General features: G+C 43.3%; 6 protein-coding genes and 5 pseudogenes. 6 read left to right on the top strand and 5 right to left on the bottom strand.

Annotated elements, in window-relative coordinates:
• Window positions 1-155: 155 nt before the first annotated feature.
• Window positions 156-1,682: pseudogene (tnpC, locus tag GGR02_RS04270) on the top strand (IS66 family transposase).
• A gap of 423 nt (window positions 1,683-2,105) precedes the next feature.
• Here the strand turns inward: tnpC (GGR02_RS04270) and tnpC (GGR02_RS04265) are convergent.
• Window positions 2,106-3,563: pseudogene (tnpC, locus tag GGR02_RS04265) on the bottom strand (IS66 family transposase).
• 126 nt (window positions 3,564-3,689) lie between these two features.
• Between tnpC (GGR02_RS04265) and GGR02_RS04260 the strand changes: the two are divergent.
• Complete coding sequence (locus GGR02_RS04260; RefSeq protein WP_183183488.1) at window positions 3,690-4,547, top strand: DUF6345 domain-containing protein; 858 nt, start codon at window positions 3,690-3,692, stop codon at window positions 4,545-4,547.
• Window positions 4,548-4,606: 59 nt separating this feature from the next.
• Window positions 4,607-5,608: a hypothetical protein gene (locus tag GGR02_RS04255; protein WP_183183487.1), complete on the top strand. Its 1,002-nt coding sequence runs from the start codon at window positions 4,607-4,609 to the stop codon at window positions 5,606-5,608.
• Window positions 5,609-5,726: 118 nt separating this feature from the next.
• Here GGR02_RS04255 and GGR02_RS04250 read toward each other — a convergent pair whose 3' ends face one another.
• The 3 genes and pseudogenes from GGR02_RS04250 to GGR02_RS04240 form a co-directional block, all read right to left on the bottom strand.
• Entirely contained in the window at window positions 5,727-6,044 is a 318-nt protein-coding gene (locus tag GGR02_RS04250; RefSeq protein WP_183183486.1) for a hypothetical protein, read from the bottom strand.
• A gap of 101 nt (window positions 6,045-6,145) precedes the next feature.
• Window positions 6,146-7,141, bottom strand: a pseudogene (locus GGR02_RS04245) (ISLre2 family transposase); the annotation flags it as partial.
• 290 nt (window positions 7,142-7,431) lie between these two features.
• Window positions 7,432-8,299, bottom strand: a pseudogene (locus GGR02_RS04240) (IS982 family transposase).
• Between the two features lie 607 nt (window positions 8,300-8,906).
• Here GGR02_RS04240 and GGR02_RS04235 point away from each other — a divergent pair.
• Window positions 8,907-10,088 carry an IS701 family transposase gene (locus tag GGR02_RS04235; protein ID WP_183183485.1) on the top strand — a complete coding sequence of 394 codons (1,182 nt, stop codon included), beginning with the start codon at window positions 8,907-8,909 and terminating at the stop codon, window positions 10,086-10,088.
• 278 nt (window positions 10,089-10,366) lie between these two features.
• Here the strand turns inward: GGR02_RS04235 and GGR02_RS04230 are convergent, their stop codons facing one another.
• Window positions 10,367-10,681 carry a helix-turn-helix domain-containing protein gene (locus GGR02_RS04230; protein ID WP_229706067.1) on the bottom strand — a complete coding sequence of 105 codons (315 nt, stop codon included), beginning with the start codon at window positions 10,679-10,681 and terminating at the stop codon, window positions 10,367-10,369.
• A 154-nt stretch (window positions 10,682-10,835) separates the two neighbouring features.
• Between GGR02_RS04230 and GGR02_RS17400 the strand changes: the two are divergent.
• Together GGR02_RS17400 and deoB are read left to right on the top strand one after the other, a co-directional pair.
• Window positions 10,836-11,628, top strand: a pseudogene (locus GGR02_RS17400) (transposase); the annotation flags it as partial.
• A gap of 247 nt (window positions 11,629-11,875) precedes the next feature.
• A complete protein-coding gene (gene deoB / locus GGR02_RS04225) occupies window positions 11,876-13,054 on the top strand; it encodes a phosphopentomutase (RefSeq protein ID WP_268238428.1) in 1,179 nt (392 codons plus the stop codon).
• The last annotated feature ends 10 nt before the right edge of the window (window positions 13,055-13,064 follow it).

Genomic DNA, 13,064 nt, shown 5'->3' with positions numbered 1-13,064 from the left:
CGCAAAGAAAGTTATTTAACTAATAAAAATTCAGGGAATTCCGCTGTTTTGTTGTATAATGAAGATATGAAAACAACAGCGAAATTCCCTCATTCCAATCTTACAATGGAAGATCTCCTCCAACGCTTAGAAATGCTAGAAAAGCAAAATGCAGAATGACAGGCGAAACTAAAAAACAACAGGAGTTGGAAGAAAAATTAAAGTGGTATGAAGAACACCTTCGCCTTCTGCAACATAAACGCTTTGGTGTTTCGAGCGAAAAAACCCTTCCTGGTCAGTTGGAACTATTCAACGAGGTAGAACACGAAGCAAACCTTGATTTGCCAGAACCTACTGTTGAGTCTATTACATATCAACGCCGCCGAAAAAAACGTGGACATCGCGAAGCGATGCTTGAAAACTTGCCTGTTGAAACGGTCGAATACCGTTTATCCGATGAAGAACAGGTCTGTTCGTGTTGCGGTGGTACTCTGCATGAAATGAGTACAGAAGTACGACAAGAGCTTGTTTATATTCCTGCGGAATGAAAAGTGGTGAAGCACGTGCAATATGTCTATTCTTGTCGTCATTGTGAGCACCATGAGATCGAAACGCCTATTCAAACAGCGCCTAGACCGAAATCGGTCATTCCGGGCAGTTTCGCCTCTCCTTCTATTTTGGCACATATTATGACGCAAAAATATGTAGAAGGGCTCCCATTATATCGTCAAGAAAAACAGTTTCAGCGAATGGGCATGCCTCTTTCTCGCCAAACCTTTGCCAATTGGATGATAAAAGGAGCGGAACAATGGCTGAGTGTGCTGTATCATCGAATGCATGAACATCTTCTGGAGCTGGATATTATTCATGCCGATGAAACCACCCTTCAGGTTCTTCAAGAACCTAGAAGACCAGCTACTTCTACTTCCTATTTGTGGCGGTACCAGACAGGGATAGAAGGACCGGCTATCATCCTTTATGAGTATCAGGAAACGAGAGCAGGGGAAAGCCCGAAACATTTCCTGAACAGTTTTCAAGGCTATTTGCAGGTGGATGGATACGCAGGGTACCATCAAGTGCCGAACGTAACCTTGGTTGGTTGTTGGGCTCATGCGCGTAGAGGATTTACAGACGCCATAAGATCCATGCCTGCCAATAGCGTGAAACCAGTAACCGCAACGGAAGGGCTGAATTTCTGTAACCAACTGTTTGCGGTGGAACGCAAATTAAAAAAACGAAAACCCGAAATTCGGTATGAAGAACGTCTAAAACAAAGCAAGCCTATCTTAGACGCTTTTTTGTCATGGCTTCAAAAGCAAAAACAGCACGTGTTGCCAAAGAGTGCGATAGGAAAAGCCATTGCGTATTGTCTGAACCAATGGGATAAATTAGTGGCCTTTTTAGAGGATGGGCGACTGGAGATCGATCATAATCGCAGCGAACGCTCGATCAAATCGGTGGTCATCGGAAGGAAAAATTGGCTTTTCGCGAATACACCACAAGGTGCACGGGCAAGTGCCATCATCTACAGCATAGTGGAGACAGCGAAAGCGAATCGTTTACATCCATATTACTACCTTCGCTATCTTTTTGAGAAGCTTCCCAATATGGATTTGTCAGACAAGCACGCATTGGATCAAATGCTTCCTTGGTCAACCACACTCCCTGTTTCATGTATTGCTTTTGATCAGCTAACTAAATAGTACCCCAAGCCCCGGCCTTCAAAAAGGTGGGGGCTATTTGACGTTTACCTTTTACGCCGCCAAATTATGTACTTTTATTCTGCCATATACATTGCAACGAACAAAAATAGATGCGCTAGATGAAAACAGCTTACATTTGTATGTCGAAAAATTAAATCAGTTCTATATAGTGATGGTATATCATATTTAATGTTTATATTAGTATATTTTACATAATTTCACCCAAATTAAAATTAGTATAAATTACATAATTTTAATAATATTAATATTATTCTACATTTTTTACTTGCATCGACAATATTAATGTTTTATTATATTACTGACTCTACTAACAAAAAGTGGTTATCTGTATCCATTCAGCCCCATACTAGCGAGATTTTCAGAATCCGGCACCAATAGGGCATTTCCGGTATCGAAAATGCCCTAGGAGGACTGGAGAATCGTTTGGAGAGACTCTCCGCTTAGAAGTCTTTGCAAACGATTCCCACACCGGCTTTCCGTGTTTTTGCAGGGTGGAAATGACGCTGAGAATAGTGCAGAAAGCCTCCGCGTCGTCTTCCTGACGAAACGTTCCAGAAATTTTTTGTTTGACTTTCACCATCCGCAAATCGCGCTCGGCTTGGTTGTTGTCAAACGGCACTTCTTTCTTTCGCAGGAAGAGAAGCGCCTCTTGCTTGCGCTTTTCTAAGCGTCGGATGAAATTTTTCGCCTTGCGGACGCCGCCATGCTTGCCTTGTTGGCAACGTTCCTCCAGTTCTCGGCGATCATTCGAAAGAAGCTCGTCGTACACGGCTTCCCAACGCCGGGCTTCCTCTTCCGGCAAGGATCCGCCCGCTTTCTCTACCGCCTGTTTCATCTCCAACAGTGCTTCGGCCATCTCTTTCGACCATGAATGGCCGTACAGTTCGGTATATTCCCGAAGCTCGCGAAGATGATGGGCGTGGCAAAGGGCATGGCTCGCCTCCGTATACATCGGATATACGGAATACGCATCGTGTACCATTGTTCCTTTGTACCGTGGCAAGATTCCGATGTCATCCGTCGCTTGCTTGCCACGCGAGCGATGAAGCCCGTATCGGGTGGTCTTGGCAGTGGAAGCCACATGCACCCAGTGGTTCTTTCCGTTCACCCGCAGGCTCGTTTCATCGACGTGCAACGTGCGGGAGACAAGCAACGCTGCCTCAATCTCTTCGGTCGTTGTTTCTCACACAGGTTGCCACCGTCTCGTCATGTTCACGACCGTGCCTGCACTAATGGAATGATGAAATCATGTGTTCACCATCTCGGTGACACGTTCACATGGAATCAATTGTGCATGATTCCAGTATAAAATGAGCGAAGTGATGACCGGTCCATATTGTACATGATTGGTGACATAAAAAGGGAACTCCGCCAGCTGGACAAGTCGGCATTCTGGGCAACGCTTGATTTCCCGTTCATGTTGAGTCACTTCCATTCGAACCACCGGGAGGTCGAACACTTGGCGAATGTCTACTCGAAAAGGAACGACCTCTTCCAACGAGTGACCACATCCTTTGCATTGGGTCACGCGGTGAAGGACTCGATGGCCAGGGGTTGGTACTTGGCGGAGCGTCGTTCCTCGGTGCCCTGGCTGTCCTCCTGGTCGCTTCTCCGACGTTTGGCGAGAAGGAGATTTTGCCACAAACCGGTCAGAGGACGGCGGGAAATGGATATTGGTACTGTTTTTTTCGTACGGGCTTCTAATTCTGCAATACGTGTTTTTAATTGTTGGTTTTCTTGACGTAGTTGTTCGTTTTCTTTGATGAGTTTTTCCATCGTTTGTGCTTGACTCTCGATTTTTGCGACCATGCTTTCAAGTGTGAAGACCGCTTGTTGGAAATCAAAAACACCTTTTGCCATTGTGTTCACCTCCCATGTCTTTCATGATACTAGTATAGACAAGGAGGAAAGAAACAAAACCTCGCTCATAGACTTTTTCTATGTAGGGGTTGAATAGTTACATAAAAAGGAGGGACACATGAATTTATGATTAAAAAATTAAAAAAGGTAAAAAAAATAAGGAATGTTGTTGCTTCATCCTTAGCTGTTTTAACTGTATTTTCATTAAACAATGTTGCTTCTGCAAAATGGACCCAGGGATACGACGGTGTAAGTTCGTATTATACGACAGCAAAGTGTGTCTATGGTGATCGTGCAGGAGCTCAATATGTTCAAAAATTACATGATGGACTAGTTGGAAACAACGTTGCCGACAATGGAGTTATATACACGGATAATTATGCATGGGAAAGTGATTTTGGAACATTTGCGGATTCAAAACAGTTTTTCGCTTTCGCAGGACACGGATTAGGATATTTGGCCTTCTCAAATGGGTCAGGAGCTGCCTCCCATTTTTACACATTAAATTCATCATCTAAATACCATGTAACTGAAACAGATGGTGCAGCAAATGCCCAATGGGATGAAATCCGTTGGGGAGATGGTAGTATGAGATGGGCTACCATGTATCAATGTAATTTTTTAAGAAACGGTGGACAATCAACAAATGAAACAAAGATTTGGAATATGTTTCAAGGTCTTCATTTAATGATGGGATTTGCGAGTATTATGTATTTGGACTCTAGGGAAGCAGGGTGGTATGCAGCTCGAATTGGGGCTGGATGGACTATTAAGGACTCTTACTTTGATGCTGCTAGTCAATATCAGCCTCAGTTACCTTACAGTTCTACTGATCCAGATGGTAAAGTAATTGCTCGCGTGAAAGGATATTCCACCAAAGGCAATGATAAATGGGATAGCTCAACTACCGCAGCACCGTCTTATTCGAGTACTAATGCTTCTAGTTTTAGTACTTGGGATCGTGTCATAACCATTAATCCATAGGAGGTTCAAATACATGAAAAAAGCGTTATTTATTTCTTTCTTCATTTGCAATGTTATCTTTGATCGGAACAGGTATTTATTATCATCAAGTCCCTGCCGCAACAAATGCAAAAGAAGAAGCTGTTACACAAAATAATAGTTTAGGTCAGATTCCATCATTAGTTTTACCTACACCTGGTCAAGCTGGTGCTGTGGAGTTGAATTTTAAGATGAATGCCCCTGTAAATAGATTACCGAACCAAGTTCCCGTATATAAATTTAAATATGTAAACTATACCAATGAGGAAGTACGGGAACTCGCAAATAAATTAGGAATCTTAGGTTCTGTTAAATCAAATTCTCAAATGAATGCTTTAGCTGTAGAAGATGGATATAAGTATCTTGAAGTACAAAATGGAACCGGAAAAATTCTTTATATAAATCGTGAGCATTATAATTTAAAAGAAATCAACGGTAGGCCCAAGAATATTCCAACTGACAGTGAAGCAATTCAATACGCTACAGAATTTTTAAAAAAGATGAACTGGTTACCAAGTAACTTTAAAGTGGCGGGTGTAACGGAGAATCGTGAAATACCCGGAAACCTTAATCCTGAAACTGACAAAGGCTATGTATTGAGTAAATCAGTCCATTTTTATCAATATATCGATAATAAACCACTGCTAGGTGTTTCCCGTATAGTTGTTGAAGTGGGTGATAATGGTAAAATTGAAGTTGTAAGAAAAAATCATAAGGAACATGTCAATTTTGCCGATTATCCAATCAAATCCGTTAACGTTGCGATCGATGAACTTAAAAATAATAAGGGAATCCATAACGTTGTAGAGGGGGGGCACGATCCTGTTATAGATGATGTTACGGTTTCCTATTGGGAAGATGCTGGTACAATAGAAGAACAACCTTATTTACAACCTGTGTATGTTTTTAAGGGGAACTATACATTAAATGGAAAACAAGTTCCATTTCTTGGTGTTGTTCCAGCTGTGGAAAACAATTTTGTTTTACAAAAACCTATGGAACAACCTGCTCAACAGCACCATCCAGAAAAGAATGGAAAATAAAACAACCTCTGTTATGAATGAAAAGCTCGTTGACAAAGTCGACAAGGTGAATCCAATCATTCTGGGTTCACCTTCAAGCCAATTTGTAATCAGTTGAATGAATATTGCTCGTTTCGGTTTATTCTTTAGCTTTCAATACAACCGAGATCTTACCGTTATTATTTTCTTCGTAAACAAAACCTTCTAGGATGTAAGTTTTTCCCTCCACATTAATACTATCACCTATTTTATACCGATATTTCTTTCTTCCATCTTTAATTATTACTAACTCATCTATTTTCCCCGTCATTTTATTGGCTTCGCCCCTCCACTCAGTATTATCTTTCGAAGTCCCAGGAAGAGGAAACACAATATTATTAGGTAAAGAGAATGTTGTGTTACTACAACTGGATAATAAAACACTGAAAATAAAAAAAACGATAAATACTTTTTTCATTGCTATCCACTCCTCTAATTGTTACTCGATCATTTTTCTTGCTCACGAAGTAATTCCATTTTTTTAATAACTTTCTTAGATTCCTTAATTAGAAAGGTTAGTATACCCGTCGTATCGATCCCTTTTTCTCGTAGCCACGCGCGATAATCGCTCAAACAGCCAGGCATCGACTCGATTCGTTGAATCAATCCCTCCAATTGCTTTTCTTTCTTCTCCTCTCCTAGGGTGCCTACCGCACTATGCAGTTCCGTTAATAACCCCTTTTCATCGAACAAGGCCAACTTTTTCTGAATCGTCCGGTACCGTGGGTGATCTTTTACGCATTCACGAATCTCTCGCGCGACGTGGAACCGATCGAGCTGGAAAAATGCCCATTCCCCAAAGTACTCTCGACAAGCCGTAATCCACGCAGCTCCGTCGCCATTGATCACCACCCAATCTCTCGTTGGGTCATAGCCGTATTCCTCCATCAAAAACGTTTCTAATCCTTCCCACACCGGTTCTTTTGTGTCATGGACATAGTGCCGTTTCCCCACTAACGATACCCGTTTCCCATTGACCTTCCACCCTTGGTGTACCGCCAAAATCTTTTCTTCTTTCCCTTTTCGCCGGCTTCGCTGCCGTTTGACGTACAATCCGTCCCCCTCTACAAACAACACCTGCTGTGTCCTTTCCATTGGGCGATGCTTGTCTACCGTTGCTTGTAAGATCAGCTGGCGAATCGTTTCATGGCTCATCACCGCATAGCCTACCATCTTCTCTAGCGCCCCTGCGGCTTGGCGATACGAAGGACCCGTAACGGCTAATTCCATGGCCGTTTCCTCCAGTAATGGACTCACTCCCTTTGCCCCATCAAACCCGAGGAACGCATCTAATAAGCACGTATACACGCCTTTTTCTCGATCCAAGTAGTAATTGCGTCGAACCTCCACTTCCCCAAATAACGTCTGAATCTGTACCGTTCGTTTATCTTTTAGGTAATAACGCTTTTTATCTCGTTGCTTGGCTAGCTCTTCATCCAGCCATTCCAATACCTGTTGAAGCATTTCTCCATAGGTTTTTTGTAACATCCAAAACAATTCTGCTTCTAGCTCTTTTCATGTTTGTCCACCTGTGATAAACTGTTGCATAGGACTCTCTGACCTCCTTAGTGATTTGGTTGCACGATCACAATACAGGAAGAGAGTCCTTTTTGCATCTTTTTTGCTCATCCCCCTTCTGTTCAAGGAATCCTCCCCCTTGAAACATATGGAAGAGGATTTAGCGTCCTCCCACAAGCATTTTACTCATACTCCACTTGTTCGTAGCTATTCACTTGCAAAGGTATGCCGCAATTTGTGAGGACTAAGTGCCTTACCGTAATTAAACCCGTGGTGCTAGTTGAGCGCTAGCGCTCAACTAGCCCAAGTGTTACAAGTGAATATGCCAACAAGATACCATCTAGTGCTACTTCAAATCCCGCAATCGAATTAGCACGAATTTCTGTGATACGATACTGATCGACGAGGACAGAGAACACCGTTTCAATGACTTTCCGTTTTTGTTTTAGCCATCTCTCCCATGATGCGGATGGGCGATGTTTCTGATTTTTGCGAGATGGAGTCCAAAAAGCGATTTGGTACGCTTCATACAACTTTTTTTGCCATTCGCTACTGATAAATCCGTTGTCTCCTAAATTAAAGGGATGAGGAATTTGAGTCATGACGGTTTCCGCTGCGGCTCGATCGTGACAGGACGCCTCCGTTACCACGTATCCCATGGGCAGTCCTTGGTCGGTCAGCTTAAATCCATAGTACCACTGCTTTTTCAATGCACAGAGCCCGATGTCCGCAATTCCTTGAAATCGTTTGACGCGGTACATTCTTGCGGCATGGCACAACTCGATCGGCATACTGTCTACGACCGCATAGGCGTGGTGTTGCCCACGTTTGGCTAGCTCATGGCGCATCCATTTGATCGCAAAGCGCAGCGCTCGACAACGACGATGGTAGCGAGAACGTTCGAGAAAATGTCCATCCGTAAACAAGTTCCCAGTCACAAAGCGATGCCATTCCCGTTCGGAAGAGAAGCCAAGCAGCTTTCCTATAAAGATGAATAGCAATGATCACCGCATCTTCTTGTTTCACCAAATGACGATTGCGACGTTGAAGATAGAATGGAATTTGTGACAGCCGGGCAGAAACAAAAAAGAAAATGGCTGCATATTGTTTTTGAATCTTTGCTTGATCTGTAGTAAAATGAAAGTGCTCTTGCATGGGGATTCTCCTTTCGAATGTTGGATCGCACTTTCATTCTACAGGAGATCCACAAGCAAGGGCTATTTTTATGCTTACTCGATTTTATCTAGCACCACGAGTCGTAATTAAATCTCTGCGTATATTTCTTGACGTTATTCTGGATGGTCCGAACGGATATAGGCTAAGCTTTGCCTTTATATTTGGTAAGAAATACATAAATACATAAATATCGTCATTCGTTGCTTTATAGCGTTTCTTTTCGTACATCTAAATATCTTCTTAAATCATCAAGAGAGGAGGCGAGGACGTTAATAGTGTAGTGCTTATCTCTTTTGCAAATGAGATTGACTTTCCTTTTGTTAAAGTCGATATCTTCTAGTGTAAAACTTGTTACTAACGTGAGCGATGTTTCCTAACATCAGGGAAATAATCGCAATATCCCGTTCTTTATCTCTATTAAATAAAAAATTTGCTTTTTGAAGGGAAGATAGGTTCTTTATTATATTCTGTAGATGGGCAAATTCACTAACACAAATTTACATCTGAACAAAAAAGGAGACATGAACCCGATTCCTTTATTAGAATAGATGTGTCACCAAACCATTCACAAGGAGGTTCATGTCTCATGAATAGATTAGCACATCATCAAGGAATTCACAAGTTTTTCACGATGTTAGGGTTGGCGCTCTATTTCTCGAAACCTGTGATGAAGCATCTCGTTCATATCGTGGATGCGATGGTGACGAAAGGTTTTTCAGGGACGTTGACCGATCTTCATCATGGGAGCTTTCATCCGAACCATCGCACGACACTCAGTCATTTTTTCACGAAAAGCCCTTGGGAGGAAGAGACATTGCTTCGCAAACTCCAGCAGTGGATCCTTCGTCGTGTCGAACGCAGCTCGAAACGAGAGAATTCACCCCTTTTTGTTTCGATCGATGATACGATTTGCCAAAAAACGAAGCCTTCGTCACGGGCCACGCACGCCATTCAAGGGTGTGATTGGCACTATTCTCACACAGAGAAAAAGTCAATCTGGGGACATTCTCTCGTTTGGCTCATGGTTCATACGATGACCCAAGCGTTTCCTTTTGCCTTTCGCCTCTACGACAAGACGGCAGGGAAAAGCAAAGGGAAACTCGCGATCGAGATGCTTTCTTCTTTGGATGTGAGTCGCCCCGTTTATGTGCTCATGGACTCTTGGTATCCATCCCAAACGCTCGTGGAAGCTTGTCTGAAAAAGGGATTCCACGTGATTGCAATGCTCAAGACGAACCGAATTCTCTACCCGAAAGGCATCGCCATCCAAGCGAAGCAGTTTGCCCACTACATCGAATCGAACGACACTCCCCTCGTCACGGTGGGAGAAGAGCGTTATCGGGTGTATCGCTACGAAGGCGCTCTCAAAGGTCTCGATGATGCCGTGGTGCTACTCGCTTGGAAAGCCGATCAGCCGATGACACCTAAACATCTTCATTGCGTCTTGAGCACCGATCGGGAGTTAAGCGACGAAGACATCTTGCGCTACTATGCCGAGCGTTGGTCGATCGAATGTTTTTTCCGTCAAGCGAAAGACCAGCTGAAACTCGATGGATACCGCGTTCGCGGGCGTCGGGCGGTGAAACGGTATTGGATCTTAGTACAACTTGCGTATGTGTACAGCATGTTCGAGTCGAACAGTGATTTTTCGGATGGGCTCGATCTCCTGCGCAAGAGAAAAGGACATAGCCTCGTGGAGTTCATTTACCGTGCGGAAAAACAAAATATTCCTATTGATGCCGTGAAAAAACAGATTCACGTGGCATAAGGGGTACCCTGTTTGTCTCTTTTTAAATGGTAATTATTGTTATCGAAATTGCTTAACTACAGTCTTAAAATCTTTTTGCTTCTGATGAACAATAAACAGATAACCCCCTAGTGTGTGTTTAGTGCAAAATGAAAGTACAGAGTTCTGCAACAAAAAAGTGCAGAGCTTCATGGCATAAAAAAAGGCTTGCCAGCTCCTAAAAAACCCTCTACTGTTTAAGGTTGTGAAGAACAAAACAGTGGAGGTAATGAAAGGATGTTAGCAATGCCTGAAATTCATCATATCAAACCTAACACAGGTTGAATGATTCGTGTATTCCAGCTGGTTTCGATGCCGTATCCTTCATCGGCTGGAGTGCTTTCTTCCAACACCTTTCTTAATTCGCGTTCTTCGTCTGGAGACAGGTACGGCTTTCTACCTAGGGCGTAATGGCGTTCTAATAGCGCATCCATGCCACCTTGATTAAACTTTTGAACGTAAATCGAAACGGTTTCGCGATGGAGGTTCAAAAGCTCAGCGACTTGGATTCCTAAGTAGCCTTGCATAATGAAACGAATCGCTGCCATTCGTTTCGCCATGTTGGCATTTTTCATTCTGCGTTCCTGTTCTTGAAGACGTTCGATGATCCAACCATGATCGTTCGTAATTTGTAATCCTTTTTTCTTCGTCCGCTCCTTTGACTGACTCGTTTAGGAGCAGTATAGACAAGAATACAGGTTGATTAAACGTGTCGGAATTTCAAACTGAATTTATATACAAGCAATCACTGAACTTGTCGGTTACCGTGACACCACACGGAAATTTGATGTTCGGGCGTTTATCCACTTTTTAGTGATAGCAGCTGTGAACGAATGGAAAAGCTTTCGACATGGAGCAGATACGGCTGTTTCTTATAGGCTTCCAGCAATCGATCACTCGAACGTTACCAATAAAGCCAAGAACGTTCCATATAAAATGATGAAACGTTTCTTTTCCTTGATCGTTTCCAATGTAATCGTAAAACTCGTCGACCCTTAGATTTCCAAAGTCCCTCCGCATCGTGGATTCTACCACGATGACGGTTGGATAAACGTGTCTTCCATGGGCGGCTTACCATAGGAAACGCTTAGGTATGAAACTTCATATAGTGTACTCGCTTGGACTTGGATTGCCGATGGACGTCATCGAAACAATTGGGCTTCAACACGATGCCCTGCTGGAGAAGTGCTCACAGACAAACGCTACATTCTTGTCGAAGACCGAACCTATTTCAAAATCGAACGATTGGACAGTTTGTGGAGAACGGACAATATTTTATCAGTTGAATGAAAGACAATGTAGACCTTCATCGTCGTTACAGTTTGCGACGCTTGTCTTATTCTTCGTCTTCAGTCATTGAAGCTCTCACACGTCAACTCGAAACACCGCAATGTTGTTCACAAAAAATGCATCGGGTCGTGGTTTTTCGAGATCATGAAGAGTGTTCTTCCGTTGGATCAAGCAATATCTCAACGTCCCTACGCTGTTTGAAACAACAGAAAATGCGGCATATAAGAGCCTTGTTAAAAAATCGTTCAAATTTATTCACGTATTCACGATTTTCCTGCTTTTTTATTGCGCATCATTATGAAAACGTTTTATAATGTAGTTGTCAGACTTCTGACCAGTAGAGCGTGTGTGTTTTTTCAAAAGAAGGGTATTCTACAAGTAAAAGTGTTGATTACCGAAGAAAAGTCAATTTTTTCGTGAAACGATGGCTCATTCCCATCTTTGTGCTAAAAAACGCTATTTTGCAAGGAGGAAAAACAGTGTCTACATACAAACGCGTTTTTTTAATTGTGATGGACTCGGTCGGCATCGGCGAAGCGCCAGATGCGGAGAAATATAACGATAAAGGGGCAGATACGCTCGGGCATATCGCTGAACATCGCGGCGGCTTGAACATGCCGACCATGGCGAAGCTTGGGTTAAGCAACATTCGCGAAATAAAAGGAGTGCCGAAAGCGGAAAAACCACTGGCGTACTATACAAAAATGCAAGAAGCATCCGCCGGGAAAGATACGATGACTGGTCACTGGGAATTGATGGGGCTGCGCATCGATACGCCGTTTCAAGTGTTTCCAGACGGATTTCCAAAGGAATTAATTGAGGAATTAGAAAAGCGGACGGGGCGAAAAGTAATCGGAAACAAGCCGGCAAGCGGCACCGCAATTATCGAGGAACTCGGCAACGAGCATATGGAGACAGGGGCATTAATCGTTTATACATCCGCAGATTCCGTGCTGCAAATTGCTGCGCATGAAGAAATCATTCCACTTGACGAATTATATCATATTTGCAAAATCGCTCGCGAATTGACACTTGATGAAAAATATATGGTCGGCCGCGTCATCGCCCGTCCGTTCATCGGCACGCCAGGCAATTTCCAACGTACGGCAAATCGTCACGACTATGCGTTAAAGCCGTTTGGTCGCACGGTGATGAACGAATTGCAAGATGCTGGCTATGACGTCATTGCCATCGGCAAAATTTCCGACATTTACGATAATGAAGGGGTGACGAAATCGCTCCGCACGAAATCAAATATGGATGGCATGGATAAATTGATGGACACGCTGCATATGGATTTTACGGGACTTAGCTTTGTCAACCTTGTCGATTTTGATGCGTTATACGGCCACCGCCGTGACCCGAAAGGCTACGGCGATGCGCTCGAACAGTTTGACGCACGCCTTGCGGACGTATTGCCGCTTTTAAAAGAAGACGATTTATTAATCATTACCGCCGACCATGGCAACGACCCTGTTCATCACGGCACCGACCATACGCGCGAATACGTGCCGCTTCTCGTATATAGTCCAAGCATGAATGGCGGAAAAGAATTGGCGCTTCGCCAAACGTTCGCCGATGTCGGTGCGACGATTGCGGAAAACTTTCATGTCAACATGCCAAAATACGGAACAAGTTTTTTAGCGGAATTGAAGTGAGGGGGAACAT

This window comes from Anoxybacteroides voinovskiense, from assembly GCF_014196205.1.
Classification (GTDB): Bacteria; Bacillota; Bacilli; order Bacillales; family Anoxybacillaceae; genus Anoxybacteroides; species Anoxybacteroides voinovskiense.
The sequence above is the reverse complement of the archived record's forward strand: the minus strand, read 5'-3'. Positions and strand labels throughout refer to the sequence as shown.